We start from the raw sequence: 26,179 nt of genomic DNA, 5'->3' as shown, positions 1-26,179 counted from the left end.
CCATTGTCCGTGAGGATGCGTTTTCGTGCGTGAACCAGCTCTCGTCCCCCGCCTCCGCCCCTTCACCGCGACGATCTTCGCCGAGATGACGGCGCTCGCCGTGAAGCACGGCGCCGTGAACCTCGGCCAGGGTTTTCCCGACACCGACGGGCCCGCCGGCATGCTCGAAGCGGCGAAGAACTCCCTGTTCGGCGGCGACAACCAGTACCCACCGGGCCCCGGCCGGCCCGAGCTGCGCGCTGCCATCGTGCGGCACCGGCTGCGCTACGGCACCGAGTACGACCCGGACACGGAAGTCCTGGTCACGGCGGGTGCGACCGAGGCCATCACGGCCGCGCTCATCGCGTTGACCGAGGCCGGCGACGAGGTGATCGTGGTCGAGCCGTACTACGACTCCTACGCGGCGGCCGTCGCGATGGCCGGCGCCCAGCGGCGCGTGATCGGCCTGGTCGAGACCGAGGACGGCCGCCTCGAGCTCGACCTCGACGCCCTGCGCGACGCCATCACGCCGCGCACCCGCGCGGTGCTGCTGAACTCGCCGCACAACCCGACTGGCACGGTGTTCTCGCGTGCGCAGCTGGAGGCCGTGGCGGCGCTGTGCGTGGAGCACGACCTCATCGCGGTGACCGACGAGGTCTACGAGCACCTCGTGTTCGACGACGCGGCCCACATCCCGCTCGCCACGCTGCCGGGCATGCGCGAGCGGACGGTGTCGATCTCCAGCGCCGGCAAGACGTTCAACTGCACCGGCTGGAAGATCGGCTGGGTCTGCTCGACGCCCGAGCTCGTGGCCGCGGTGAAGGCGGCGAAGCAGTTCATCACGTTCGTCTCGGGCGGGCCGCTGCAGCCGGCTGTCGCGTACGCGCTGGACCACGAGCTGCCGTGGGTCGAGGAGCTGCGGACGAGCCTGCAGGACAAGCGCGACCGGCTGTCGGCGGGGCTCACGGACGCGGGCTTCGCCGTCCGGCCCAGCAGCGGCACGTACTTCGTGACTGCCGACGTCCGTCCACTCGGGTTCACCGACGCCGCCGAGCTGGCGTGGGAGCTGCCCGAACGCGTCGGCGTCGCGGCCGTGCCCGTGAAGGTGTTCACAGATCACCCGGACGAGTGGAAACACCTGCTGCGTTTCGCCTTCTGCAAGCGGAACGAAGTCATCGACGAGGCCGTCGGGCGCTTGCGCCAACTCGTCTGACCACTGCGGTTACCGAATCACCAGTTGCGAGGCGGTTACGCTCCAGATTCGTCGACGGTGTGTCAGTGGTGCGATACCGAGAGTATGTTTTCGGGGTGAAACATCAGGTCAACGGCCGTGCGCGGGTCCGCCCGGATGGCCGCAGAGTGGCCAACCGGGCGCACGCTGCGTGATCAACTCCGGTCGATCGGACACCGGAGCCGGTAAGTCCGTTCCGCCTTACGGGGTGGATCGAACGCAGGGAAGATGAAACACTCGCGACCGGTGCTAGAAAGAGTGCAGCCCCGGGGGAACTGCGACCTGGCCGGAGAAGAACCCCAGTTGGATCAGTCTTGTGCGGCAGCCGCATGAGCTTCAGGCGCGGACGGTGGTGGTGGCGTGAGCGACATGGCAGCCGCGCGCACCGACGCACCTCCTTCCGTTGCTGGTCCTGACCCCGTTTCGAGCACCGGTATGCGCAGGCCCCGGCCCTGGGCGGCCCCGCTGGCGAGGCCGGCGGCGCGGATCGCGTTGGCCGGTGGGCTGACGGTGGCCGGGTGGCTGCTGGGGGCGCTGGTCGCCGGCGCCGGGGCCGAAGCCGCGGAGCAGCCGCACGTCGGGGACGCCTCCGGCAGCACGGTCGTGACGGCGCCCGACCGGCACGGCGAGGCGCACCGGGCCCATCACCACGCGGACGGTCGGCGGGCTGCGTCCACTCGGGACTCGGCCGGCCACACGGATGCGGCCGGCGGCTCGGGGCATGCCGCGGGCTGGTCGTCGAGCGATGGCTCCGACCAGGGCAGAACTTCCCGTGGTGGTACCGATTCGGGCCAGGCCGTGAGCACTGGTTCCGATGAGAATGCCGACATTTCGGGTGGCAGCGCCGGTTCGGACCAGGCCACTGCCGCGAACGAGTCGGACGAGAGCAGCACGGCCGGGACTTCGGGCGGCAGAACGGGTTCGGACCAAGCGACCACGCCGAACGGGTCGGACGAGAGCAGCGCCCCGGGAACCTCGGGCAGCAGCGCCGGCTCCGACCAGACGGCCGCGACGGGCACTTCCGGCAACAGCACTTCCGGCAACAGCACTTCCGGCAACAGCACTGTCGCCGATCAAGCCGCGACGCCGAGCGACAACGCCGGCCAGGCCACCGGCGTCGAGGCGCCGCAGCCGCACGGCGATCTGCTGGGCGGACTGCTCGGCGGTGTCCTCGGGATGGTCGACACCACGCTGCACTCGATCACCGGTGTGGTCGGGACGGTGGGTGACGTCGGGGAAACCGTGTTGCCGCCGGCCACGACGGTGCCGGGCGGGGATGACGCGCCGCCGTTGATCCCGATCGGGGATGTGCTCGGGCCGGTGTTCTCGGGTGGGACGGTGAGCGGCGGGGTCACGGCGATCGTGCCCGAGCTGACGGCCCAGCCCGGTGAAGTGGTGAGCGCCGTGGTTCCGGTGGTCGTGCCTCAGCCGGCGCCGGTGACCGTGCCCAAGGCGGCCGCGCTGGTGCACGACCCGAGCGTCGTGCACCTGATTCCCGTGCAGCAACGCGGCACGGGCGCGCAGCACACGAACAACGACAACTCCCACGTCGGCGTCACAGGTGGCGGCGGCAGTGGGGGCGGCGGTGGCCTGCCCGCGGCGCCCAGCGCGCCCGTCGCACCGACCACCACCGCCAACCCGGGCCACGACGGCCCGGGCGGCGCCCGGCAGCCGTTCGCGGTCGTCGGGGACAGCGTGACCACCACGCAGCTCAAGCTGATCGGCGTCAGCCGCGACCACGAGGTCGACGGCGTGGGCAGGGACGCAGCCCTGCCCACCACCTCCCCGGACTGACCGGCACCCGGTCCACCGGGGAGAGCCACGTCCAAACCAAGATCAACTTCTTGGAGCGCGCGCCCGTTCGCTGCGCCTGGCTCGCCCTTTCGCACCACTCATTCCACGTGTCATTTCCACGTGTCCATTCCACAAGGGGCGATCCATGCGTACGACCAGCCTTCCCGATCGGCCGACCGCGCCCGGCCGGATCGGGTCCTGGTCCCGGCGCCGCGCTGCCCCCGCGGCGCCGGGACCCACAACGGGCGTGCTCCGGAGGTTCCCGCTCACCGCGCCGAGCGGGAACCTGCGCCAACCGAAGCCCGCCTGAGCCGTCGGCGCTTCCCGGCACGTCGAGGGGCTGTGCCGGGAAGCCGCCGCGGCGCCCGCTCTGAACGGAGCGGGTGACGAACAGCCGGTGCGCCGGATGCGACCACCACCATCCCTGGAGTGGTTGGAACATCCGGCGCACCGGCTGTTTATCGTTTGTGGCGCGAAAAATCCCGTCAGGCCCGAGGAAGCGGGACTGCCTTCATCGCCACGTCCACCACCCGCTGCAGGTCCGCCCGCGAAGCGCCCGCGACGGCGTGGACGGCGAGGCCCTCGCCGACGGTCATGACGTAGCGGGCGAGGTCGTCGGGGTTGTCGGAGGCCGACAGGTCGCCGTCGGTGACCGCGCGACGGAAGCGGGTGAGCAGGGCCTCTTCACCGGCCCGGCGGGCGCGGGCGACGGCGGCGCTGATGTCGGAGTTCTCGGGTGCGGACACGAGACCACTTTGGACCGTGAAGCAGCCCGGCGGCCGGCCGGGCGTGGTGACCGCATCGGCGCAGGCGTGGAGGTAGCGCGAGGCCACGGCGTGGGCGGTGGGGGCCGCGAGGGCGTCGTAGGCGTACGTCAGGTCGCGGTGGAGGTAGCGGTCGAGGGCGAGCGCGTACAAGTCCGCTTTGTTTCCGAACGCCGCGTACATGCTCGTGCGCGTGATACCCATCGCGGCGGTCAGGTCAGTGAGCGACGCGCCCTCGTAGCCCTGGTTCCAGAAGACCTCAATGGCGCGGTCGAGGGCGACGTCCGCGTCGAAGGCGCGCGGGCGGCCGACGTGGCGCTTCGAGGTTTCCACGGGAACCAGCCTACCTGTTCCGTACCGATCGGTACACAACTGTGCCAGCCTCCAATAAGAACCGATCGGTACATAAATAAGCGAAGGGTACGAGGCTGTGGGCGAGTTCGACGGCAAGACGGCAGTGATCACGGGCGGCACGACCGGCATCGGCCTCACGGCGGCGCAACGGCTGGCCGCGGAAGGCGCGTACGTGTTCATCACGGGCAGGCGCAACCCGAGCTCGACGCGGCAGTGGCGTCGATCGGGAACGCGACGGGCGTGCAGAGCGACGTCTCGAAAGCCGCCGACGTGGATCGGCTCTACGACGAGGTACGCACCCAGCGGCGGCGCATCGACGTGCTGTTCGCCAACGCCGGCGGCGGCGTGCCCGGGACGCTGGAGCAGGTGAAGGAAGAGGACTTCGACAGCACGTTCGCGATCAACGTCAAAGGCGCGCTGCTCACCGTGCAGAAAGCGTTGCCCCTGCTCAACGACGGCGCGTCCGTGATCCTCCCCGGCTCCACCGCGGCGGTCAAGGGCGACGAGGGCGCGGGCGTCTACGCGGCGAGCAAGGCCGCGGTGCGCTCGTTCGCGCGCACGTGGGCCAACGAGCTCAAACACCGCCGGATCCGCGTCAACGCCATCGCGCCCGGTCCGATCGAGACGCCCGGCATCCGCGGCGCGTTCAGCAATCCGGAGCAGCCCGAGCAGTTCAAGGAGTTCTTCTCCGCCCTGGTTCCTTTGGGCCGCATGGGAAGCACCGACGAGATCGCCGACGCCGTGCTGTTCCTGGCGTCGCGCCGGAGCAGCTTCGTCACTGGCTCGAACCTGAACGTCGACGGCGGCTTCACGCAGATCTGAATACGGCCAAGAACCTCAGGTCACCGGCACGTTCGCCGCCGGCACGTCCGCGTAGCCGCGCACCGACTCGACGGCCAGGCTCAGCCGCCGCACGGCCTCGAGCAGCTGGTCGGGCGGCAGGCCGAAGGGCAGGCGCAGCCAGCGTTCGAGGCCGCCGTGCACGCCGAAGCGCGACGCGGGCGCCAGCTGCACGCCGTGGTTCGCCGCCGAGACGGCGAGGCGCGTGCTCATCGGTTCCGGTAGGCGGCACCACAGCGACAAGCCGCCGGCGGGCACCTCGAACGTCCACTCAGGACAGTAGGCGTGCACGGCGTCGATCAGGGCATCGCGCTGCAGCCGGAAATCCACTCGCCGCTGGGCCAGCGCCGCGTAACCGTCGGGCGCCAAGAGCGAAGCGAGCACCAGCTGGTCGAACACCGGCGCCCCCAGGTCCACGGCGAAGCGCGACGACAGCAGCCGGTCGAGCAGCTCGGCCGACGCGCGGATCCAGCCCAGCCGCAACCCGCCCCACTGCGACTTCGCGGCCGAGCCGACCGTCAGCGCCAAGTCCCCCGCGAACGCGGCCAGCGGTGGCGGCGCGACGAGCGGATCGCCCTCGTAATCCAGCTCCACCAACGATTCGTCGACCACGACGGGCGTGCGCGAGCGCGCGAGGAGACCACCGAGGCGTTCGCGGCCGGCGGCGTCGAGGCGCAGACCCGTCGGGTTCTGGAAGTCGACCACGAGGTAGCCGAACCGCGGCGACGCCTGGCGCAATGCCGCCTCGATGCCGGTGAGGTCCCAGCCGTGCACGGGGTCGAGCGCCACCGGCACGGGCAACGCGTGGGCGGCGCGCACGGCGTCGATCGCGTTCGGGTACGTCGGCTGCTCCACCAGCACGCGGTCGCCGGGGCCGGCCAGCATGCGCAGGCACAGCACGAAGGCCGAGTACGCGCCGGCCGTCAGCATCACCTGGTCCGGCGTCGTCGGCAGGCCACGCGCGGTGTAGCGCTCGGCGATCCGCTCGCGCAGCAGCGGCAGACCGCCGGTGAGGTAACCGTTGCCGCTCAGGTGCTCCACGAGGTCGCGCCGCGCGGCGTCGACGGCGTTGATCAGACCCGGCAACGCGGGCGGCGCCGCCCGCGCCAGGTCGATCAGGCCGTCGCGCTCGTGCTGGGCCGGCGCGGCCGAACGATGACCGGCCCCGGAGATCCACGAACCGGCGCCACGGCGGCTGGCCACGACACCGGTGGAGCGCAGCCGGTCCAGCGCCGCGCCGATGAGGGTGCGGCTGACGCCGAGCGCATCGGCGAGCTCGCGCTCCGCGGGCAGCCGGGTGCCGAGGGGGAGCTGGCCGTCGAGCACCTGCAGCTCGACGGCCGCGGCCAGATCCGCCGCGCCCTGTCGGGAGCCACGGCGGCGCCACTCCCCCAGCAACACGGCCAATCGAGTGCCGGAAACGCGGCTACCCAGCGGAAGATGCGAGGTCATAAGACCAATTATCCGACATTGGCCATGGATTACCAGTCCACTTGTCGCTGATAGTGGAGAAGTGGCAGTTGTCGACCTCAGTCCCCTCAGCGTCCGCCGGGCACCCGTCCGCCGTGGTGCCCAGCTCCTGGCCGGCCTCGCGCTCTACGGCGCCAGCATGGCCATGCTCACCCGCGCCCACCTGGGCCTCGACCCGTGGGACGTGCTCCACGAAGGCCTCACCAAGCTCACCGGCCTGAGCTTCGGCACGATCACGGCCATCGCGTCGGTGTTCGTGCTGCTGCTGTGGATCCCGCTACGCCAGCGGCCCGGCATCGGCACCGTGGCCAACGTCGTGGTGATCTCCGTGACCGTCGACGCCGTCCGCGCGGTACTGCCCGACCAGCACGCGCTCGCGCTGCAGATCCTGCTGCTCGTCGGCGGCGTCGTGCTCAACGCAGTGGCCACCGCCGTCTACGTCGGGACCCGGCTCGGACCCGGCCCGCGCGACGGGCTGATGACCGGGCTCACCGCGCGCACCGGCTGGTCGGTGCGGCTGGTGCGCACCGGGATCGAAGTGACCGTGCTCGCCGTCGGCTGGCTGCTCGGCGGCACCTTCGGTGTGGGAACCGTGCTCTACGCGCTCACGATCGGACCGCTCACGCAGGCCCTGTTGCCGCTGGTCACGTGGCGGACCGGGCGCCGCGAAGAGCAGCAGCACTAGCCGGCCTCCTGTTGCGCGACCAGGCGGCGCACCGACACGTAGTCGACGCCGTGGGCGGCCAGCAGGTCCGGCACCGGGCCCTTCTGCTGCACCAGCGCGAGCAGCAGGTGCTCCTGCCCGAGGTGCTTGTCGCCCAGCTTCACGGCTTCGCGCAGGCTGAGCTCCATCGTGCGCTTCGCGTCGGCCGCGAACGGGATGTGGCCGCGTTTCGCGCGTCTGCCGCCGCCGGCGAGCGCGCCCGGGCCGTGGGTCTCCTCGATGCGCTCGACGATCTGCTCCACGTCGATGCCGAACTCCGTCAGCGCCGCGACGTCGGCGTCGCTGATCCCGCCGCGCCGCCGGATGCGGTCGAGCTCCGCGAGCACGTCTTCGCGCGACACGCCGAGCTCCTGCAGCAGCCGCAGGCCGGCGCCGTTCTCGGTGCGCGCAAGCCCGGCCAGCACGTCGGTGAGCTCGATCTGCCGCGCGCCGGCTTCGCGTGCCACGATCTGGGCCTCGACCACAGCCAGCCGCGCGTCGAGCGTGAACCGTTCGAACATCAGTGCCTCCCGTACTTCTTGTGGACGGCCTGCCGGCTGACCCCTAGCTCGGCGGCGATCTCCTGCCAGGACCAGCCGTGCACGCGGGCGCTGCGCACCTGCACGGCCTCGAGTTGTTCCAGGAGCCGACGAAGCGCCGCGACCGCGCGAAGCCCCACTCGGGGGTCACGGTCGCCTGCCCTCGCGGCCAGATCTGTTGCTTCGGTCATGGTGTCAATCTAGGTTGACACCATCACGCGTGTCAACCGAAGTTGACAGGCCGGTCCCGGTCAGGCGTTCGGGTTAGCATCGGGTGATGCCCGAGATCGCGATCGCGGAGCGCGCGGGAGTAGGCGCGGACGGCCTGCCTCGCGCGAGCGAGGACCACGTCGTGGTGCTGGACAACGCCGTGCTGCTGCTGGACGGCGCCACGTCACCGAGTCCGGACCTGCCGCCTGGCGGCTGGTACGCGGACCTGCTCGTGCGCCGGCTGGCGGACGAGCTGAGAGAAAGCCCGAAGGAGGACCTCGCCGTCGCGCTCGCGTCGTCCATCGCCGACGTGGCGGCCGAGCACGGGCTGGAGCCCGGGCACTCGCCGTCGAGCACCGTTTCGATCCTGCGCTGGGACGCGGCCGAGGTCGAATCCCTTGTGCTGGCGGACAGTCCGGTTGTCGCGTTCGGACAGTTCGGGGTGGACGTCGTGGCCGACGACCGCCTGGTCTCCCTGCGCGAAGGCGGCCTGCTGCAGACCGGCGCCGACGTCCGCCGCCGCCGCAACGCCGAGGGCGGCTTCTGGGTCGCCGAGGCCGACCCCGCCGCGGCGTCGAAGGCCGTGCGGCGCTCGTGGCCCCGCCCCGAGGTCGACGCCGTGCTGCTCGCCACCGACGGCGTGTCGACCGGGGTCGACGACTACGGCCTCTTCGGCTGGCCCGACGTCCTGCGGCTCGCCCGGGCGAACGGGCCGAACGCCGTGCTGGACGCCGTGCGAACCGCGGAAAAGCAGGATCCCGACGGTTCACGCTGGCCGCGCGCGAAGCGTCACGACGACCAGGCGCTGGTCCTCGCGGAGTTCGCCGGCGCAGGCGAATAGGGGTCGAATTCAGGGTGATCCCGGATCACGGATCGCGCCGGCCCCGCAACGCTGGGGACCATGGGGATTTCACGGGGGCTGCGGATCTGGCGGACGGGCGCACTGGTGGCGATCGGGTGGGGGCTGTTCACGATCACCCTGATGCACGTGATCAGCTCGCGCGACCCGATCCACGACACGTTGTCCAGCTACACCACCACCGACCCGGGCCTGCTGAGCGCGAGCGTGCTGGCGCTCGCCGTCGGTTCGCTGGCTGTGCTCGGTTGCCTGGCCGCCGGCGGCGTGCCGCTGCCACGGACCACGCGGGTGCTGCTTTCGTTGTGGGCCTTGGGGTTGGCGACGGCGGCGGTGTTCCCGGCGAGCTACCCGCCGCACCCGGACCTGACGAGCGGGGAGATCCACCTGTACTCGTGCGTGGTGGCGTTCGCGAGCTTGCCGGCCGCGGCGCTGACGTTGCTGGAACCGTTGCGCGGCACGGCCGAACGCGCGCTCGTGGCGCGGTGGCTGCGGCTCGGGGTGGCCGTCCTGGTGGTGTTCGGCGTGAGTTTCCTGTTCGCCCGCCTGGACGAAGCCGGGCTGCCGGTCCACACCGTCACCGAACTGCTGCCGGTCGGGGCCACGCAACGGCTGATGCTCGTCGCCGACGTCGTGCTGCTGCTGGGCCTGATCCGCGTGGCGGTGCGGGTCGACGCCACCCGCGCGGCGGCCGAGCTGCGACCGGCCACCGCGCGGGACTGACTCACTCCTTCATCGCGGCGACGAACTCCGGCGCGTAGCCGTACAGCCCGGGCAGGCCGCCGGTGTGCACGAACACCACCGTCTCCTCCGGGTCGAACCGGCCGTCGGCCGCCCATTCGACGAGCGCGGCGGCGGCCTTGCCGGAGTAGACCGGGTCCAGCACCACGCCTTCGGTCCGGCCGAACAGCCGCAGCGCGCCCCACGTCGAGGGCGCCGGGATGCCGTAGCCCTCGCCCATGGTGGAGTCGCTCATCCGCACGTGGTCCAGCGACGGCGTGTCGACGCCGAGCAGCTGCGCGGCCGAGGTGACGAGGTGCGTGAGGTTGTCGGTCGCCTCGTCGAGCGGGTGGCTCACGCAGGCGAAATCGGCGCCGAGGTTGCCAAGCATCGCCGTGCCGAGCGCGAGGCCGGCGGAGGTGCCGCCACTCGCGTGGGGCGCGACGACGCGCGCGCTGTCGATCCCGAGCGCCGAGAGCTGCTGCGCGAGCTCGTGGGTCGCGGCGACGTAGCCGAGGGTGCCGAGCGCGTCCGACCCGCCGACGGGGACGGTGAAGACCTTGCGGCCCTCGTAGTCGGCCGACGCGAGCAGCTCTTCGTAGGTGCGCTCGGCTTCCTCGACGGTGGCGCAGATGTGCAAGCGGGCGCCGAAGAGCAGGTCGAGCGGGATGTTGCCGGAGTGCTCGTAGGCCTCGCCCTCGCGCGGGACCTTCGCGGTGAGAACCAGCTCGCAGCGCAGCCCGAGCCGCGCGCACGCGGCCGCGGTCTGGCGTCCGTGGTTGGTCTGCAGCGCGCCGAAGGTGATCACCGTGTCGGCGCCGGCCGCGAGCGCGGCGCCGAGGTGGAAGTCGAGTTTGCGCAGCTTGTTACCCCCGACGCCGAGCGGGTGCACGTCGTCGCGCTTGAGCATCAGCCGCGGCAGTCCCAGCGCCTCGCCCAGCCGCGGTGCCGCCAGCAGCGGCGTCGGCCCGGTGCCGAGCCCCGCCCGCGGGAACGCGTCGAAAACGGGAAACCGGTCGAAGTCGAACGTCATCGATCCTCCGTGGGGCTGGGGCGGGTCTCGGGGTAATCGTCGGCCTCGGGCGGGGCGGCTGTCGAACCAGGGAGCCGGAATCACAGTCCGGTGGTAACGTTCGTTCGAACGAACGAAAACCTCGGGGGTGGCCCGATGACCGTCAGGGCTTCTGAGATCAGCGCAGTCGCGTTCACGACCGTCGCCGATCAGGTGGCAGCGCTCGAAGCAGGCGAAACGACCTCCGCGGCGCTCACGGCCGCGGCCCTGGAAGAAGCGCACGCGAGCCAGGCCGTGCTCAACGCGTTCCGCCGGATCCGCGACGAGGAAGCCCTCGCCGAGGCCGAGGAAGCCGATCGACGACGGGCGCGAGGTGACCGGACGCCGTTGCTGGGTGTGCCCGTCGCGATCAAGGACGACGTGGACCTCGCGGGCCTGCCGACGGCGTTCGGCTGCGCGGGCGACTTCCCCGACGCGACAGCCGACGCGCCGGCCGTGGAGCTGCTCAAGCGGGCCGGCGCCGTGATCATCGGCAAGACGAACACGCCTGAGCTAGGACAATGGCCGTTCACGGAGGGTCCGGCGTTCGGGGTCACGCGCAACCCCTGGCACCCCGACCACACGCCCGGCGGGTCTTCCGGCGGCTCGGCGGCCGCGGTGGCCGGCGGGGTGGTCGCGGCGGCGCTCGGCTCGGACGGCGCCGGGTCGGTGCGCATCCCGGCGGCGTGGACGGGGCTCGTCGGCATCAAGACGCAGCGCGGACGCGTGCCGGCGGGCGGGGAGCTGTTCCACGGGCTCACCGTGCTCGGGCCGCTCGCCCGGACCGTCGCCGACGCGGCGACCCTGCTCGACGTCACCACGGGCGCCGACAGCTCCTTCCGCGCAGCCGCCCGGCGGGAACCCGGCCGCCTGCGCATCGGGCTGTCGACCAGGATTCCGTTCACCGCAACGAAAACCAGCCTCGACCCGGTGGTCGAGGCGGCCGTGCGCGACACCGCGGAGGCGCTCGCGAACCTGGGCCACGAGATCGTCGAGATCGATCCGGACTACGGGCTCATCGGCCTCACCTTCCTGCCACGCTCGCTCACCGGCGTGCGCGACTGGGCCGCTCGTGTGCCTGAAAAGGCCAAGCTCGACCCGCGCACCCGCGGCAACGCGCAGCAGGGCACCGTGCTCGCCGGCGCGTTGAAAATCGCCCGCGCGCTCGAACCCGCGGTGCAGCGCCGCATCGGCTCCGTGTTCGGCCGCGTCGACGTGCTGCTCACCCCGACCACCGCGACGCCGCCGCCGAAGACCGGCGCGTTCGACGGCCTCACCGGCTGGCGCACCGACCAGACGATGATCGCCGCGTGCCCCTACGCTTGGCCGTGGAACGTGCTGGGCTGGCCGGGGATCAACGTCCCGGCCGGACAGACGGCGGACGGGCTGCCCCTGGGCGCCCAGCTGCTGGGCCCGTCGCACGCCGAGGAGCGGCTGATCTCCGTTGCCGCGCAACTGGAAGAGGTCCGACGGTGGCACCTGCGCCGGCCCGCAAGGGTGTGGTGAACACCCGCGACGCGATCCTGCGGGCGACGCTCGAGGTCGTCGGCGAGCAAGGCGTCGGCGGGCTGACCAACCGGCGCATCGTGGCCGCCGCCGGCGTCTCGCTCGGCACGCTGACCTACCACTTCCCCAGCCAGACGGAGTTGCTGCGCGAGGCGATGCTGCTGTTCGCCGAGGAGGAGACGGCGAAGCTCGCCGCGATCGCCGACGCGCATAGCGCTGACGGCCTCAGCCTGGAGCAGGCCGCGGCCGTGGTGGAGCACGTGATCGAGCAGCTGCCGTTCGGCACCGACGACCTCGCGCCCCACGAGCTCTACCTGCAAGCCGCCCGCGATCCCGGGCTGCACGAAGCGTCCGCGCGCTGCTTCGCCGCGTACGACGATCTGGCCACGACGATTCTGCGCGCCCTCGGCGTGCCCGATCCCGCGCGGGTGGCCGGCCCCGTCGTCGCGCTCATCGCCGGGCTTCAGCTGCGCCGGCTGTCGACGGGCACCGACGTCCCGGCCGCCGAACCACTCATGATGCTGCTGCGCGGGGCCTGACGTGGCGCCGCCGGTGGTGCGGGGCACCGCGGCCTGGCGGTACTTCGGCGACTTCCGCGACGTGCTGCTCGCCGGGCAGGTTCTCGTGTTGCAGGTGGCGCACCCCGTGGTCGCGGCCGGGGTGCGGGACCACTCGAACTACACCGAGGACCCGTGGACGCGGTTGATGCGCACGGGGGCTTCGCTGTCGATCTACGTGTACGGCGGCGCGGCCGGGGCGCGGTTCGAGGCTTCGCGGTTGCGGGAGCTGCATCGGACGTTCACCGGGGTCGCCGACGGGCGGCGGTACAGCGGGCTGGATCCGGCGGCATACGCGTGGGTGCATGCGACGCTGGTGAAGGTTCCCGTTGATGTGCAACGGTTTTTCGGGCGCCCGTTGAGTCCTGTCGAGCTCGACGAGTACTACGCGCAGATGTGCGACGTCGGCCGGGTGCTCGGGGTGCGGGAGCGGGATCTGCCGCCGGACTGGGCCTCGTTCGAGCGGTACTGCGACGAGATGGTCGCGTCGTTCCGGCCGAACGAGACGATGACGACGTTGTTCGAGACCATCCACACCGTGCCGAAACCCGTGCGGTGGCTGCCGGACCGGTGGTGGCCCCGGCTCCGGGACGCGCAGGCATCGGGGCAGCTGTTCCTGATCCGGGCGACGTTGCCCTCGGCATTGCGGGAGCAGCTCGGTCTACAGTGGACTTCTCGGGATCAACTGCGGTTCGCGCGGTTCTGCCGCGTGGTGCGGATTGTCGGCCGGCTGGTGCCCGCACCGTTGCGGACGGCGCACATGCGGTGGATCGGCAAGCTGAACGTGTGGCTGCGGGCGCACCCGTGGGCGTATCGGCTGATCCCCTGACTCAGCCGCGGGTGCGGGCGTAGTGGGCCCGGGCCTTGGCGCGGTTGCCGCAGCGGGACATCGAGCACCACTGGCGGGTCCTCCGCGGTGATGCGTCCGCGAAGCGCAGGCCACAGTCTTCGGCAGCGCAGACGCGGACGTCCACCGGGCTCGTCACCAGCTCGATCACGTCGGTGGCGATCAACGCGAAGGCGGCGGCGACCGGGTTGCGCGGAGCTGGTGCCGCTTTGTGGAGCTCACCGCCCGACAACCGCAGGCGTGCGTTGGGCAGCGGCTCCTCGACGGCCTTGTTGACGAGCTCGACGTCCTGCTGTTTCGGCGGGGTCGTGACCAGCCGGTTCACCGCTTCCCTGAGCCATTTCGCCGTTTCGAGGTCCTCCGCCGTGACGGGCGCCTGGCCCTCGGCGAGACCGGCGAGCGAGAGCCACTCGGCGAGGGCTTCGGGCGTCGTCAGCAGCTCGAACCCCTCGGCCTGGTGACGGTTGCGCAGCGTGTTGACGAGGTCGAGACACGGCCGGCCGCCGTCGAAGACCCACTCCATGCGGCTCATTCTAACCCTTGCCACCGGTTAGCCGCCTCCGGTAGCGTCTAACCCCATGATCCGGTTAGAACCCTCGATGGCCCAGGTCGGCGACCTCCGGATGCACTACCTGCGCGGCGGCGACGGCCCGCCCGTGTTCCTGCTGCACGGCTGGCCGCAGACGTCGCATTGCTGGCACCGCGTGGCGGGCCCGCTCGCCGAAACCCACACCGTGATCGCACCCGACCTGCGCGGTTACGGCCGCACCGACAAACCGCGCGGCGGCTACGACAAGCGCACGATGGCCGCCGACCTCGCCCAGCTCGCCGAGCAGCTGGGGTTCGACCGGCTGGCCGTCGTCGGGCACGACCGCGGTGGCCGCGTCGGGCACCGCTGGGCGCTGGACCGGCCCGAGCAGGTCGAGCGCCTGGCCGTCCTCGACATCGCGCCGACGCGCGAGATGTGGAAGCGGCTGGATTCCGATGTGGCGAAGGGCTACTGGCACTGGCTGTTCCACCTGCAGCCCGACCTGCCGGAACTACTGGCGGGCAGCAACATCGCCGCGTACCTCGGCTACTTCTTCGAGCGCTGGACGTTCCAGCGCCAGGGCCTGCCCGCCGAGGACGTCGACGAGTACGTCCGCGCGTTCTCCGCCCCGGGCGCCCTGCGCGCCGGCTTCGACGACTACCGCGCCTCCTTCCCGGACGACGCCACCCTCGACGACGCCGACTTCGCCGCGGGCAAGCGCCTCACCCAGCCCCTGCTCGCGATGTGGGGCCAGTCCGGCCTCCTCGGCACACTCCCGACACTCGACCTCTGGCGCGACTACGCCGACAACGTCACCGGCGTCGGCCTCCAGGACTGCGGCCACTTCCTGCCGGAGGAACAGCCGGAGGCGGTGGTGTCGCACTTGCGGGAGTTCTTGGGTTAGGCGTTGATCAGCACCCGCGTGGGTCCTCGGTCAGCCCTTGATCAGCTCGTCGACCACCCACCGCGCGACGCCCTCGGGAAACGGCGCGGGCAGCGCTGCCTGTGAACGCCTCACCCGACCTCGGCGTTGAGGCGCTAGCCCGGACTGCGGTCGTTTCCCAGTCGAAGGAATCCGAGGCGGCGACGCAGCAGCGCGAGTTCGCGGGCAGGTCGTTGACCAGCTCGTCGACCACCGGGCGCACCACTCCTGCGAGGTCACCGCCGTGGCGTGGGTCCTCGGTCAGCCCTTGATCAGCTCGTCGACCACCCACTGCGCGACGCCCTCGGGAAACGGCGCGGGCAGCCCGAGGACCACGTGTTCGAAGCCGGCGCCGACCGCCTCGGCGATGGCCTTGCGGGTGAGGCCGGGGTCCTCGTACGACGCCTGCAGGTGGATCGAGCGCGTGATCTCCGCCGGGTCGCGGCCGAGGTCCGCGCAATAGCGGTCCAGGAGCGCGCTACGGCTGACGCAGTCGGCGAGGTCGCCGCCCGGGATGTTCCAGAGGTCGGCGTGGGCGGCGGCTACGCGGAGGGTCGCGGACGCGCGGCCACCGATGACGATCGGGGGGTGGGGGCGCTGCACAGGCTTGGGGTTGCCGAACGCGCCCTTGAGCCGGGTGGTTTCGCCGGCGAAGTCGAAGGGCGCGGTGTCCGTCCACAAGCGACGGATGATCGTGCAGGCTTCGGCGAGGGCCTGGACCGCGTGCGCGGTCTCGTGGAAGGGCAGGCCGTGGGCTTCGTACTCGCGCCTCGCCAGCGGATGGCTCGGGCGTGAGCCGACGCCGATGCCGAAGTCCAGGCGGCCGGCGGAAACCACGTCGACGGTCGTGGCGATCTTGGCCAGCACGGCGGGCGGGCGGAAGCGGTTGCTGGTGACCATGAGGCCGAGACGCAAGCGTGAAGTCTGCGCGGCGAGGGCCGAGAGCAGGGTCCAGCCTTCGAAAATCGGGCCGTCGGGGTCGCCGGCGATGGGCATGAGGTGGTCGAAGAGCCAGGCGTGCTCGATCTCCGGCAGCGCGTCGGCTTCGCGCCAGACGCGCACGAGGTCGTCGTAGTCCACCTGCATAGGGGCGGTCATGATGCCGAACCGAGGTGACATGGGGAGGGTCCTTTCAGCGGCGACGCAATGCGGGATCGAGCAGGGCGGGCGGGGTGTCGAACTTCTCGTGCGCGGCCAGGTCCACACCGGGCGCGACGATCTCGTCGATCGCGTCCAGCACGTCGGCGGACAGCACGGTGTCGGCGGCCGCGAGGTGCGACCGCAGGTGCTCCAGCGTGCGCGGGCCGATGATCGCGCTGGTCACAGCCGGGTGGGCGGTCACGAAGCCGAGCGCGAGCTGGATCAGCGTGAGACCGGCGTCGGCCGCGACCTTCGCCAGGCGCTCCACGGCTTCGAGGCGAGCCCGGTTGGCGGGCAGCGCCAGGTCGAACCGCTGCGGCAGGACCTTCGAGCGGCTCGTGGTGATCTCGCGCCCCTCGCGGACGGCGCCCGACAACCAGCCCGACGCGAGCGGGCTCCACGCCAGCACGCCCAGGCCGTACTCCTCGGTCATCGGCAGCACGTCGGCTTCGATGCCGCGTTGCAGAATCGAGTAGCTGGGCTGCTCGGTGACGAAGCGGCCCAAGTGGCGCTCGCGCGCGGCCCACTGCGCCTGCACGATCTTGTACGCCGGGAACGTCGACGAGCCGAAGTAGCGGATCTTCCCGGCGCGCTGCAGGTCCGTGAGCGCGGAAAGCGTCTCCTCATCGCTGGTCGACGGGTCCCAGCGGTGGACCTGGTACAGGTCGACGTGGTCGACCCCGAGCCGGCGCAGGCTGTTGTCGAGCTCGGTGACGAGCCAGCGCCGCGAGCTACCGCGATGGTTGCGCTCGTCGCCCATCGGCATGGCGGCCTTCGTGGCGAGCACGAGGTCGTCGCGGCGGCCGGCGATGGCCTTGCCGACCAGCACCTCCGACTCGCCGGCGCCGTACATGTCGGCCGTGTCGACGACGTTGATGCCGCCTTCGAGCGCGACATCGACGAGGGCCGTGGCGTCGTCCTGCGTGGTGCGGCCGATCGCGCCGAAGTTCATGGCGCCGAGCGAGAGCGCGCTGATCTGCACACCGGTGCGGCCCAAGGTGCGGTATTGCATGGAATGGTCCTCCGAAGAGCAAACGGAACGTTGCTCCGTTAACCATACGGAGCGATGTTCCGGTTCGCAAGGAGACGGGCGCCTCAGGGTCCGCATCCCCCGAACCGGGGATGGATCTTCCCCCGCTTCCGTGACGATTCGGCTGCCGTGACCTCGTTACGTTTTCCCGTGATGGGGACCACGAAGAGATCGGCGCTGCTGATGGTGCTGTGCGCGCTGGGGATCGCGCTCGGCGGCGGCACGGCGCGCGCCGACGGGGCGCCGGTCGGCACGGACATCCAGGTGGCGCAGACCCTCGGCGCCCGCGAGCTGACCGTGATCATCCGGCGGATCGACGTGACACCGGGCGACCTGCACGTCGACATCGCCACACACACCGGCACCGCGCCCGGCCCGCTGCACCTGGCGGCGGCCGCCGACGGCGTCGTGGTCTCCCGCGGCGACGTCGTGCTCGGCGCGACGCCCGGGCTGTACTCCGGCACGGTCGGCGTCGACCACGCCGGACCGTGGGAACTGCGGCTGAACGACGGGACGACCACCGCGACCATTCCGTTCGTCGTGCCGGCGCGCGTGGTGCCGCCGTGGGAGAAGGCGGCATACGGCGGTTTCGTTGCGGCAGGGACGTTTCTGCTGATCGCCCTGGTCGTGGCCGTGCGGTCGCGCCGGACCGCCTACGCACTGCTGCCGGCGGGCGGGATGGTCGCGGCGCTGGCCGTCGCGGTCACCGGCGCACTGCTGTCCACCGGCACTCCCCCGCCGCCCGCGCCGGGTGCGCAGCTGGACGCGACCGTCGACAACGTCACCGATCCGTACGCACTCTCGCGCCTGCCCGTCACGGACTACTCGCGGCCGCCGGTGAATCTGACCCTTGGCACGCAGGGAAAATCCCTCGACCTCCACTTCACCGACGGGTCCACCGGCCGGCCCGCCGACGACCTCGTGATCCACGACGACGCCTTGGTGCACCTCATCGCCATCTCGCCCTCGGGCCGGTTGTGGCACCTGCACCCGGTGCGAGTGGCACCCGGCGAATACCGCGTCGACTTCGCCCCACCGGAATCCGGAACCTACGCGGTCGCCGCGGAACTCGAGCGACGCGGCGGTGGCGTTCAGCTGTCCCGGTCCACTGTGGACTTCAACGGCGTCACCGGCAACCCCGCCGAAGTCCCCGCAGGGCCGGGAAAACGCGTCGTCGACGGAGTACCGATCGACGTCACCACCACGGCTGTGCAAGCCGGCACGCCGGTCACCGTCACCGCGCACTTCCCCACCGGCGACCTCCAGCCGTGGCTGGGCATGCTGGGCCACCTGATCGTCGTCGGGCCGCTGCCGTCGGCGAACGGCGTCGGCGCCGCGGCCGCCACCGCGCCGGCTTGGGCCCACGCGCACGCGATGCCGCCGTACGTACCGGGTCTCACGGGCGTGCCGGACGAGACCGTCGCCGCGTACGGGCCCGATGTGCCCTTCACGTACACGTTTCCCGCGCCCGGCCGCTACCGGCTGTGGCTGCAGGCCGAGCGCGGCTGGTCCGTGCTGACCGTGCCGGTGGCGCTCGACGTGCCGGCTGTTCCCGGAGGGGGCCCATGAAAACGAACCGTCCGGTGGTGCTGATCGGCGTCGTCGTGGTGGTGGCCGCCGTCGTCGCCGGCTGGCTGCTCCTCGGCGGCGGGCCGAGCGGTCCCACCGTGCTGAAGTCGACGACCGGTCCGTACACCGTGCAGCTGTCGTCCGACGCGCCACGCGTCGGGGGCAACACGTTCGCGTTCGCGGTGACCGGTCCCGCCGTCGACGGCGTGACGGTGGAGCCGGTGATGCCGCAGATGGGCCACGCCATCACGCCCGTGCCGGCGACCGCCGACGGGCCGGGGCACTTCCGCGCCGCCGAAGTCGGCCTGCCGATGGCGGGCCAGTGGGAGATCACGGTCTCCCTGCGTGGGCCGGCGGGCACCGGCCAAGTCGTGTTTCCCGTGTTGGTCAACCAGTAAGGAGGGCCGGGGATGGATCTCACCGCGTCGGGGGCCCGGGTGGTCACCGCGACGAGAAGGCCGGGGATGGCACCCGCGTGCACAGTGCTCGCGGGGTCGATGATCTCGATGGTCGGGCTCACCTGGGACGTGCAGTGGCACGACGACGTCGGCCCGGACACGTTCTTCACGTTGCCGCACCTGTTCCTGTACTCGGGCAGCGCGATCGTCGGGCTCGCGAGCCTGGCCGTGGTGCTGCTGACCACGGCCGCGCAGCGCGCCGGGCGGCCGGTCGACCCGCGCATCGGCGGGCGCGCGATCGGGGTGTTCGGCCGGACGTTCGCGGCGCCGGCGGGCTACCTCGTGTCCGGCGTCGGCGCCGCGTTGTTCCTGCTCTACGGGCTGTGGGACCAGTGGTGGCACGGGCTGTACGGCTTCGACGCCGTGATCGACTCGCCGCCGCACATCGGGCTGCTGCTCTCGGTGACGCTGTCGATCATCGGCACCACGATGGTCTTCGCCGCCGCGCGGGAGCACAGCTGGGGACGGATCGGGGTGTTCGGCTCGCTGGCCGTGCTCATCGCGTTCAGCGCGGTGACGGCACTGGGACTGCAGCAGGTGGACCTCGACCCGGTGGAGGCGACGTCGGTGGGGTCGACGCTGTTGTCCGTGCTGCTCGTGTTCGCCGGCGCCGGGTTCCTGCGCCGGCCGGGCGGCGCCGTGGCGACAGCGGCGATCCTGGCCGTGATCCAGGCCGTCTTCTGGTGGTTCTCACCGTGGGCCGCGCGCGCGTACGCCGACCTCGTGGGGCTGCCGGTTCGCGACTACGTGAGCGGCGTGCCGGACATGCCCGCGCTGATGCCGATGGCGCTCCTGCCGGTGGCCGCGTTGGTCGAGGCCTACCTGCTCCTCGCCCGACGGCGGAGCTGGCAGCTGGGCCGCGTGTCCGTGCTCGCGGGCGGGCTGGCCGGGCTCCTGGTCGGCGCAACCCTGCTGGTGCAGCGCGGCTTGGTCTACTCCGGTCACGTCGGTGACCTCACGGCGGTTCTCGCGACCGGCCTCGCCGCCGGCGTGCTGGGTTCGGCGGGCGGCTTCGCGGGCTGGCGCTTCGGTGGCATGCTCCGCCTGCTCGCCCCGGCTTCGGAGGTGCAGACCCATGCGTAAGACCCTGCTGGCGCTGGGTGCGGTCATCGGCCTGCTGCTCGCCACCGCCCTGCCGGCCAACGCGTACGAGCCGGTGAACATCGTCCATACGGAGCGCGTGCAAGCCGGGCCCTACGGCCTCACCGTCGGCTTCTCGACGTGGCCACTGCGGGCGATGCAGTCGCTCGACTTCACTTTCATCCCCGACGGCGGCATCGGCACCAAAACGGGCACGCTCGCCCTGCACAACCCGTCCGCGACCGCGTTCCCACGGCCACAGCCGCTGGCGCGCCACCCGCGCAAGCGCGACGTCTGGGGGCTGGACATCCGCGCCCTGCCGACGGAGGGCACGTGGGCGTTCCGCTTCACGATCAACGGCCCCCAGGGCCAGGGCACGGGCGAGCTGAAGAGCCTGCCCGTGCTGGCCCAGCCGGGACCGCCGATGGGGTTGAGCTGGGCGATCAGCAGCCTGCCGTTGATCGGCCTTGTCGTGCTCGTGGTCATCGCCTGGCGCCGGACCCGCGAACGGCTGCGGGGTGGCGAGGTGCCGGCCACCGCCTGACCCACTGCCCCGAGCACTCCTATGTGGCGTTCAACGCACCGAACGCCACATGGGGGTGCTTTCGGCCGGGCAACCACCCTGGGTCAGCGAGAATCACTCGTTCGAGTGATAGTTGGTGAAAGCCTCACGGCGAGGCCCGCATGCGGGTTCCGGCGTGAATCGCGAACCCGCCTCAAGCACCGGGCGGCAGGTCGAACTGCCCGGCCTTCACCGCGACCAGGAAGGCCTCCCACTCGCCCCGGTCGAACACGAAGACCGGGCTGGACGCGAGCTTCGTGTCGCGGACGCCGACGAGGTCGGAACGGCCCAGGTTGACCTCGACGCAGCTGCCGCCGTTGGGCTCACTGGCGAACGACTTCTCCCAGGCAGCGTCCTCGAACAGCCCCTCGGCCTTGTTCGGGTCGTAATCCTGGAGCGACGGATAATCCGTCATGGGTCGTACCTCCGAGCCTCCTGCAGGGCGTGCGGTCGCCACGCACGTCCCCGGCTTCTTTCTGTCACTACGGAGCAAACCGCAGGGCCAAGCGGGTGATCAACTCGGCCCGATCTCGACATGAAGATTATTCCAGGAGTAGGATTAATCGCATCGATCGGGGCGCCGATGGTGGGTGAATGGCTTGCTGCATTCGGCCCAACCCACCAGCGGAGTCCACGAACCGTCGCCGACCTCGGGGGGAGGGACCGCGTGATCATCCAGGACAGCATGACGGCGAACGTGCTCATGACGGGCAGGCTCGCTCCCGGCAGGGCCGGCGAATCCCGCCGCGTCGTGCACGTGTTCGAGGTGGACGCAGCCGGTTCTTCTCCTGTGGTGCTCGCGCGGTGCGGGGAAACACTTCCCCGGACGCACGTCGAGTGGCTGGCGCCGGGCGTGGGTATGCCGTGCGAAAGCTGCCTCGGTCTGGCCGGAGCGGATCTGCCCCGGTCACCGCTATCGGAACTGGGGGTGTGATCTCATGGCCGTCCGGCTCACCACGCTCTTCCGCCGTGAGGATGAACACACTCACGGCCGGCGTGGGATCAACCACGAGCTGCGCAACCGCTTCGGCTTCAGCCTGATCCAGGCGCCGCTGCGCAGCCCGGTCACCTGGGACACCGACCTCGACGTGCCCGCCCCGCGCCAGCCGGACCTGGTCCGCGCCACGAGGCCGCTGGAGGCGCGCGTCGACCTCGCACCGCTCGTCCACGGGCTGGGCCCGTCCCGCGCGTAAGCGCGACACAGACCACCGAACCAGCGCGCCCCGGGCCACCCTCCCGGGGCGCGCTTTCGTCGTTACGGCTTCCGTCCCACAGCGCAGATGCCGCCGCTGAACGACGGGTCGGCGGCCATGCGGTCGCTGTTGCGCGACTCGCCCTCCTCCGGCCGCCACTCCGAAACCCAGACCACACCGGGGTCCACGAGCTCCAGATCGTCGAAGAACTCCGCGAACTCCGCGCGCGAGCGGAAGTGGATCGGCGTGCTCGACTGCTTGTACTGCTCGTGGATCGACTCGCGGCTGTCCCCGTCGGACTCCGGCACGCCGTCGAGCGTGATGTGCGAGGCCATGAAGAACGAGCCCGAGGGCACCAGCGAGAGGTACTTGCGCACCATCTCGTGCGCCCCCTCCTCGCGGCCGATGAAGTACAGGACGCCGGACATGATCAACCCGATCGGGCGCTTCGGGTCCAGCACGCCGGTGTCGAGCGCACGCGGCCAGATGTCACCCGGGTAACGCAGGTCGCCCTGCAGCACCGCGTGTCGGTCGGCGACGCCCTCCCGCTCCAGCAGGATCTGCGAGTGGGCGACGGCCACGGGCTCGTTGTCCACGTACACGCACCGCGCGTTGGGGTTCTCCGATGTGGCGATCTGGTGCACGTTGCCCGCCGTCGGCACCCCGGAGCCGAGGTCGAGGTACTGGTCGATGCCGTTGCGCGCCATGTAGCGCACGGTGCGGCCGAGCAGCTCCCGCCCGGACCTCGCGATGGTCTTGATCATGGGGAAGGTCTGGACCGCGCGTTCGCCGAACTCGCGGTCGATGGCCCAGTTGGCCGTGCCGCCGAGGAACCAGTCGTAGATGCGGGCCGCGTTGGGCCGCTCGAGGTCGATGCCCTCCGGGGCTTCGGGATCCGGTACCTGTGTCATCAGCTGTCCCTTTCCGACCCGCGGTGTGCTGGTGCGGACCAGTCTGCCGATCTCCCGGCGCGTCCCGCAGCCGACCCCCGATCGAGTGACACCCGATCGGGGCTTGCTGTGGCGGAAGCCCAGGAAAACGACGCGACCAGCCCCGTTGTCAACCACTACTTTGCCGGGAATGCGCTTCCTCTTCACCTTCGTCGGCGGACGGGGCCACTTCGACCCGATGGCGCCCGTCGCGCGGGCGGCCGCGGCGCGCGGGCACACCGTCGCCGTGGCCGGCGCGGGCAGCCACGGGCCGGCGATCGAGCGCGCGGGGTTCACGGCGCTGGCCACGAGCGCGCCCCGCGCGCGAGCCGCACCGAAGCGCGAGCCCTTGCCGCCCGTCGACCCGGCGCGCGACGACTGGGAGATCCAGGAGCTCTTCGCCCGCCGCGCGGGCCGTGAGCGCGCCGCCGCGTTGCTGGAGATCATCCGCGACTGGCGGCCCGACGTCGTGATCCGGGACGAGGTCGATTTCGGCGCCGCGATCGCCGCCGAACGGCTGGGCGTGCCGTGCGTGAACGTCCTCGTGCTGGCCGCGGGAACGTTGCTGCGCAAGGACCTCGTGGCCGAACCCCTGCACGAGCTGCGCTCCGGGCACGGCCTGCCGGCGGACCCGGAGCTGACGATGCTGGAGGGCCAGCTCGTGCTGTCGCCGTTCCCGCCGTCGATCCGCGACCCGGCCTCGCCGGTGCCGCCCGGCACGTTCTCGTTCCGCCAGGGCGACCCGATCCCGCCCCGGCCGCGACACGAGCCGCCCGGCGTGTACTTCACCCTGGGCACGGACTTCAACACCGCGTCGGGCGACCTCTTCGAACGCACGCTCGCGGGGCTCGCGCGGCTGACCGCGAACGTGACCACCACCGTCGGCACCCAGCTCGACCCCGCCGTCTTCGGGCCGCAACCGGCGCACGTCCGCGTCGAACGCTTCGTGCCCCAGGCCGAGCTGCTGCCGTCGATCGACCTCGTGGTGTCCCACGGCGGGTCCGGCAGTGTGCTGGGCGCGCTGGCCCACGGTCTGCCGTCGCTCGTGCTCGCCATGGGCGCCGACCAACCCGGCAACGCGCGCCAGACCACGAGGCTCGGCACCGGCGTCGCGCTCGACCCGGAACCCGCGACACCGGAGGAAATCCACGAGACAGCCGTGCGGCTGCTCACCGAACCGCGGTGGCGCGAGGCGGCTCAGCGCGTGCAGGAGGAGATCAACAGCCAACCCGGCGCGGAAGAAACCGTGCCGCTGCTGGAAATCACTGCGACATCTGCGCCCGGTAGCCCTCGGCGAGCTCTTTGAGGAACTGCCGCGTCTCGCCGCGCTCCAGTGCCGCACCGCGCAGGCGGTCCCACGAGTCGACGAAGATGTTGAAGTCCTTGACGTCGTCGAGGTAGAGCCCGCCGGCGGAGTGTTCGATGTAGACGAAGTCCCGCGTGCGGTCGGGGAAGCGCATGATCGTGAAGTCGTTGGGCACCGCGGCGAGCTTCGCGCCGAAAGGCAGCACGTGCACGTACACGCGGGGGTAGCGATCGAGCGCCAGCATGTGCTCGACCTGGTCCAGCATCACGGCCGGCGCGGTCCCGCCGGGAGCGCGGCGCAGCGCGCCCTCGCTCACGATGAACCGGTAGTACGGCGGCTGCTGCTGGTCGAACACGGCCTTGCGGTCGAGCCGGTTGCGCACCAGCGACGTGACGTCGGTCGCACCCGCCTCCGTGAACTGCTTGAGCATGTAGTGCTCGGACTGCAGCGGGCCCGGGATGCGCTCACCGTGCCAGGTGAGGATCTCCGCGGCGGCCGGCTCGAGGTCGGTGAAGGTGCGGAACCAGTGGGGCACCACCGACCGGTAGCCCGACCAGTGGCCGCGCTGGCCGGCGGCGGCGCGGGCCAGGTTCATCAGGGTGTCGGCTTCTTCGCCGTTGATCCCGAACGCGTTCAGCATCGATCGCACATCTCCGAGCTTGACCCCCACTGCTCCGGACTCGATCTTGTTGACCTTGCCCTGGGTGCAGCCGAGAACTTCGGCGACCTGCTGCTGTGTCATCCGCGCGGCGTTTCGAGCATGCCGGAGCTCGTTTCCGAGCTGCTTCCGGCGCGAGGTGACGGTGCTCGCCATCAGCCTTGCTCTCCCGGACCACTAACCGCCGTAGCGGTCTCTCGACCACTGCCGACGCGCGAACGTTCGAACCACCCAGGTTAGTGCCTTTACCCAACGGGGTTCGATGATGACACCGCGCAGCGTTCCAGGAAATGATCCGAAAAGCCAGTCACCCTGGGTGCCACTCGCCTGGACCAGGCCAGATAGCGCCTTTCGGACACCGCCACTGCTCCATCCGGACTACTCCGGCGCCCGGTACTGCGCCAGTCGGTTCTGCGGCATAGTGGCGGGCGTGATCGATCGCTCCCCCGGCGCCGCGAAGGTCGAGCGCCTCGCAGACGGTGTCTTCGGCTACGTCCAGCCCGACGGTTCCTGGTTCATCAACAACTGTGGCTTCGTGTCCGCAGGAGACCACACCGTCCTCATCGACACGTGCGCCACCGAGCGGCGCACGCGCGCCCTGCTGGCCGCCGCGGAGGCCACGACGGGACCCGTCACGACACTCGTGAACACCCACCACCACTCCGACCACACCAACGGCAACTACCTCGTCGGCGCCGCGACGATCATCGGCCAGCGCAAGACGCGCGACGCGATGCTCGCCGCCGGCATCGAGACCTACGAGGGCGCGCTCGTCGGCAACGACTGGGGCCACCTGGAGCTGCGCGCGCCCGACGTCGTGTTCGACGACCGGCTGACCGTCCACGCGGGCGACACCGCGATCGAGCTCGTGCACCCCGGGCACGCCGCCCACACCACCAACGACGTGCTCGCCTGGCTGCCCGAGCAGCGCGTGCTGTTCGCGGGTGACCTGGTTTTCCACGGCGGCAGCCCGTTCGCGCTGATGGGCTCGATCGCCGGCTGGCGCGCCGCCCTCGACGTGATCCGCGAGCTTGAGCCCGCACTGATCCTGCCCGGCCACGGCGGCCCGTGTGGACTGGAGACGGTGGACGTCGTCGACGCGTACCTGAAGTTCGTCCAGGAGACGGCCGAACGCGGCAAGGCCGCGGGGCTTTCCCCGTTGCAGCTGGCGAAGGAGACCGATCTCGGGACCTTTTCGGACCTGTCCGAACAGGAACGGCTGGCCGGCAACCTGCACCGCGCGTACGCCGAACTGGACGGCGCGGAGTGGGGCGCGCCGATCGACCTGGTCGCCGCGATCACCGACATGGTCGCCTACAACGGTGCGCCGATCCGCTGCTTCTCCTGAGGTTCGCCGCGAGCAGCTGCGCCGTAGCCTCGCC

At 71.3% G+C, this 26,179-nt stretch carries 28 protein-coding genes and 1 pseudogene; 18 read left to right on the top strand and 11 right to left on the bottom strand.

Translation table 11 applies throughout. From position 1 onward, the window contains the following. Window positions 1–25: 25 nt before the first annotated feature. On the top strand, window positions 26–1,192 hold the full coding sequence (locus AB0K15_RS02745; protein ID WP_364044776.1) for a pyridoxal phosphate-dependent aminotransferase: 1,167 nt from the start codon (window positions 26–28) through the stop codon (window positions 1,190–1,192). A gap of 453 nt (window positions 1,193–1,645) precedes the next feature. Further along, window positions 1,646–3,004, top strand: coding sequence for a hypothetical protein (locus AB0K15_RS02740; protein ID WP_364044773.1), 1,359 nt, complete (start codon window positions 1,646–1,648; stop codon window positions 3,002–3,004). Between the two features lie 485 nt (window positions 3,005–3,489). Here AB0K15_RS02740 and AB0K15_RS02735 read toward each other — a convergent pair whose 3' ends face one another. Beyond that, window positions 3,490–4,101, bottom strand: a complete 612-nt coding sequence (locus AB0K15_RS02735) for a TetR/AcrR family transcriptional regulator (RefSeq protein ID WP_364044770.1) — start codon at window positions 4,099–4,101, stop codon at window positions 3,490–3,492. A 97-nt stretch (window positions 4,102–4,198) separates the two neighbouring features. On the opposite strand from AB0K15_RS02735, the pseudogene AB0K15_RS02730 reads away from it, so the two are divergent. Beyond that, window positions 4,199–4,944, top strand: a pseudogene (locus tag AB0K15_RS02730) (SDR family oxidoreductase). A gap of 15 nt (window positions 4,945–4,959) precedes the next feature. Here the strand turns inward: AB0K15_RS02730 and AB0K15_RS02725 are convergent. Further along, complete coding sequence (locus tag AB0K15_RS02725; RefSeq protein ID WP_364044767.1) at window positions 4,960–6,414, bottom strand: PLP-dependent aminotransferase family protein; 1,455 nt, start codon at window positions 6,412–6,414, stop codon at window positions 4,960–4,962. Between the two features lie 61 nt (window positions 6,415–6,475). Here AB0K15_RS02725 and AB0K15_RS02720 point away from each other — a divergent pair, with 61 nt between their 5' ends. Further along, window positions 6,476–7,117 (top strand): hypothetical protein, encoded by a 642-nt coding sequence (locus AB0K15_RS02720; RefSeq protein WP_364044764.1) that lies wholly within the window; start codon window positions 6,476–6,478, stop codon window positions 7,115–7,117. On the opposite strand, the gene AB0K15_RS02715 is transcribed toward AB0K15_RS02720, so the two are convergent. Both AB0K15_RS02715 and AB0K15_RS02710 read right to left on the bottom strand, forming a co-directional pair. Then, window positions 7,114–7,656, bottom strand: a complete 543-nt coding sequence (locus tag AB0K15_RS02715; RefSeq protein ID WP_364044761.1) for a Clp protease N-terminal domain-containing protein — start codon at window positions 7,654–7,656, stop codon at window positions 7,114–7,116. The genes AB0K15_RS02720 and AB0K15_RS02715 overlap by 4 nt on opposite strands. Then, on the bottom strand, window positions 7,656–7,865 hold the full coding sequence (locus AB0K15_RS02710) for a sigma factor-like helix-turn-helix DNA-binding protein (protein WP_004559389.1): 210 nt from the start codon (window positions 7,863–7,865) through the stop codon (window positions 7,656–7,658). Before AB0K15_RS02710 ends, AB0K15_RS02715 begins: the two co-directional genes overlap by 1 nt. 86 nt (window positions 7,866–7,951) lie before the next feature. Here AB0K15_RS02710 and AB0K15_RS02705 point away from each other — a divergent pair, with 86 nt between their 5' ends. Together AB0K15_RS02705 and AB0K15_RS02700 are read left to right on the top strand one after the other, a co-directional pair. Further along, window positions 7,952–8,725, top strand: coding sequence for a hypothetical protein (locus tag AB0K15_RS02705; protein ID WP_364044757.1), 774 nt, complete (start codon window positions 7,952–7,954; stop codon window positions 8,723–8,725). A gap of 60 nt (window positions 8,726–8,785) precedes the next feature. After that, window positions 8,786–9,463 carry a DUF998 domain-containing protein gene (locus tag AB0K15_RS02700; protein WP_364044754.1) on the top strand — a complete coding sequence of 226 codons (678 nt, stop codon included), beginning with the start codon at window positions 8,786–8,788 and terminating at the stop codon, window positions 9,461–9,463. 1 nt (window position 9,464) lies between these two features. Here the strand turns inward: AB0K15_RS02700 and AB0K15_RS02695 are convergent, their stop codons facing one another. After that, window positions 9,465–10,493 carry a D-cysteine desulfhydrase family protein gene (locus AB0K15_RS02695; RefSeq protein ID WP_364044751.1) on the bottom strand — a complete coding sequence of 343 codons (1,029 nt, stop codon included), beginning with the start codon at window positions 10,491–10,493 and terminating at the stop codon, window positions 9,465–9,467. A 135-nt stretch (window positions 10,494–10,628) separates the two neighbouring features. Here AB0K15_RS02695 and AB0K15_RS02690 point away from each other — a divergent pair, with 135 nt between their 5' ends. Genes AB0K15_RS02690 through AB0K15_RS02680 form a run of 3 tightly spaced genes read left to right on the top strand, consistent with a single transcriptional unit; the run spans window position 10,629 to window position 13,403 of the window. Beyond that, window positions 10,629–12,017, top strand: coding sequence for an amidase (locus AB0K15_RS02690; protein ID WP_364044748.1), 1,389 nt, complete (start codon window positions 10,629–10,631; stop codon window positions 12,015–12,017). After that, window positions 11,984–12,556 carry a TetR family transcriptional regulator gene (locus AB0K15_RS02685; RefSeq protein WP_364044745.1) on the top strand — a complete coding sequence of 191 codons (573 nt, stop codon included), beginning with the start codon at window positions 11,984–11,986 and terminating at the stop codon, window positions 12,554–12,556. Before AB0K15_RS02690 ends, AB0K15_RS02685 begins: the two co-directional genes overlap by 34 nt. Window position 12,557: 1 nt before the next feature. Then, the gene (locus AB0K15_RS02680) at window positions 12,558–13,403 is read left to right on the top strand and encodes an oxygenase MpaB family protein (protein WP_364044742.1); all 846 of its coding nucleotides are present in this window, start codon (window positions 12,558–12,560) and stop codon (window positions 13,401–13,403) included. Window position 13,404: 1 nt separating this feature from the next. Here the strand turns inward: AB0K15_RS02680 and AB0K15_RS02675 are convergent, their stop codons facing one another. Continuing rightward, complete coding sequence (locus AB0K15_RS02675; protein WP_364044739.1) at window positions 13,405–13,944, bottom strand: CGNR zinc finger domain-containing protein; 540 nt, start codon at window positions 13,942–13,944, stop codon at window positions 13,405–13,407. Window positions 13,945–13,999: 55 nt separating this feature from the next. Between AB0K15_RS02675 and AB0K15_RS02670 the strand changes: the two genes are divergently transcribed. Further along, window positions 14,000–14,854 carry an alpha/beta hydrolase gene (locus AB0K15_RS02670; RefSeq protein ID WP_364044736.1) on the top strand — a complete coding sequence of 285 codons (855 nt, stop codon included), beginning with the start codon at window positions 14,000–14,002 and terminating at the stop codon, window positions 14,852–14,854. Between the two features lie 279 nt (window positions 14,855–15,133). On the opposite strand, the gene AB0K15_RS02665 is transcribed toward AB0K15_RS02670, so the two are convergent. Beyond that, window positions 15,134–15,991, bottom strand: a complete 858-nt coding sequence (locus tag AB0K15_RS02665; RefSeq protein WP_364044733.1) for an LLM class flavin-dependent oxidoreductase — start codon at window positions 15,989–15,991, stop codon at window positions 15,134–15,136. A gap of 13 nt (window positions 15,992–16,004) precedes the next feature. Further along, window positions 16,005–17,024, bottom strand: coding sequence for an aldo/keto reductase (locus AB0K15_RS02660; RefSeq protein ID WP_364044730.1), 1,020 nt, complete (start codon window positions 17,022–17,024; stop codon window positions 16,005–16,007). 171 nt (window positions 17,025–17,195) lie between these two features. On the opposite strand from AB0K15_RS02660, the gene AB0K15_RS02655 reads away from it, so the two are divergent. Genes AB0K15_RS02655 through AB0K15_RS02640 form a run of 4 tightly spaced genes read left to right on the top strand, consistent with a single transcriptional unit; the run spans window position 17,196 to window position 20,693 of the window. Beyond that, window positions 17,196–18,611 (top strand): hypothetical protein, encoded by a 1,416-nt coding sequence (locus AB0K15_RS02655; RefSeq protein ID WP_364044727.1) that lies wholly within the window; start codon window positions 17,196–17,198, stop codon window positions 18,609–18,611. Beyond that, window positions 18,608–19,009: a FixH family protein gene (locus AB0K15_RS02650; RefSeq protein WP_364044724.1), complete on the top strand. Its 402-nt coding sequence runs from the start codon at window positions 18,608–18,610 to the stop codon at window positions 19,007–19,009. Before AB0K15_RS02655 ends, AB0K15_RS02650 begins: the two co-directional genes overlap by 4 nt. Window positions 19,010–19,021: 12 nt before the next feature. After that, on the top strand, window positions 19,022–20,152 hold the full coding sequence (locus AB0K15_RS02645) for a hypothetical protein (RefSeq protein ID WP_364044721.1): 1,131 nt from the start codon (window positions 19,022–19,024) through the stop codon (window positions 20,150–20,152). Next, entirely contained in the window at window positions 20,145–20,693 is a 549-nt protein-coding gene (locus AB0K15_RS02640; protein ID WP_364044718.1) for a hypothetical protein, read from the top strand. The genes AB0K15_RS02645 and AB0K15_RS02640 overlap by 8 nt, the downstream gene beginning before the upstream one ends. A gap of 172 nt (window positions 20,694–20,865) precedes the next feature. Here AB0K15_RS02640 and AB0K15_RS02635 read toward each other — a convergent pair whose 3' ends face one another. Then, window positions 20,866–21,126: a DUF397 domain-containing protein gene (locus tag AB0K15_RS02635; RefSeq protein ID WP_364044715.1), complete on the bottom strand. Its 261-nt coding sequence runs from the start codon at window positions 21,124–21,126 to the stop codon at window positions 20,866–20,868. 252 nt (window positions 21,127–21,378) lie between these two features. Between AB0K15_RS02635 and AB0K15_RS02630 the strand changes: the two genes are divergently transcribed. After that, window positions 21,379–21,645, top strand: coding sequence for a hypothetical protein (locus AB0K15_RS02630; protein ID WP_364044712.1), 267 nt, complete (start codon window positions 21,379–21,381; stop codon window positions 21,643–21,645). Window positions 21,646–21,649: 4 nt separating this feature from the next. Then, entirely contained in the window at window positions 21,650–21,904 is a 255-nt protein-coding gene (locus tag AB0K15_RS02625; protein WP_364044709.1) for a hypothetical protein, read from the top strand. 62 nt (window positions 21,905–21,966) lie between these two features. Here AB0K15_RS02625 and AB0K15_RS02620 read toward each other — a convergent pair whose 3' ends face one another. Then, a complete protein-coding gene (locus AB0K15_RS02620; protein WP_364044706.1) occupies window positions 21,967–22,815 on the bottom strand; it encodes an SAM-dependent methyltransferase in 849 nt (282 codons plus the stop codon). Window positions 22,816–22,984: 169 nt separating this feature from the next. On the opposite strand from AB0K15_RS02620, the gene AB0K15_RS02615 reads away from it, so the two are divergent. Continuing rightward, a complete protein-coding gene (locus AB0K15_RS02615) occupies window positions 22,985–24,139 on the top strand; it encodes a glycosyltransferase (RefSeq protein ID WP_364044703.1) in 1,155 nt (384 codons plus the stop codon). Here AB0K15_RS02615 and AB0K15_RS02610 read toward each other — a convergent pair. After that, window positions 24,096–24,953, bottom strand: a complete 858-nt coding sequence (locus tag AB0K15_RS02610; RefSeq protein WP_364044700.1) for a helix-turn-helix transcriptional regulator — start codon at window positions 24,951–24,953, stop codon at window positions 24,096–24,098. The genes AB0K15_RS02615 and AB0K15_RS02610 overlap by 44 nt on opposite strands. A gap of 274 nt (window positions 24,954–25,227) precedes the next feature. On the opposite strand from AB0K15_RS02610, the gene AB0K15_RS02605 reads away from it, so the two are divergent. Then, complete coding sequence (locus AB0K15_RS02605; RefSeq protein ID WP_364044697.1) at window positions 25,228–26,145, top strand: MBL fold metallo-hydrolase; 918 nt, start codon at window positions 25,228–25,230, stop codon at window positions 26,143–26,145. Window positions 26,146–26,179 lie beyond the last annotated feature (34 nt).

The organism is Amycolatopsis sp. NPDC049253, assembly GCF_040678995.1.
In the GTDB taxonomy this organism is placed as follows: Bacteria; Actinomycetota; Actinomycetes; order Mycobacteriales; family Pseudonocardiaceae; genus Amycolatopsis.
This window is presented reverse-complemented; position numbering and strand designations above follow the sequence as displayed.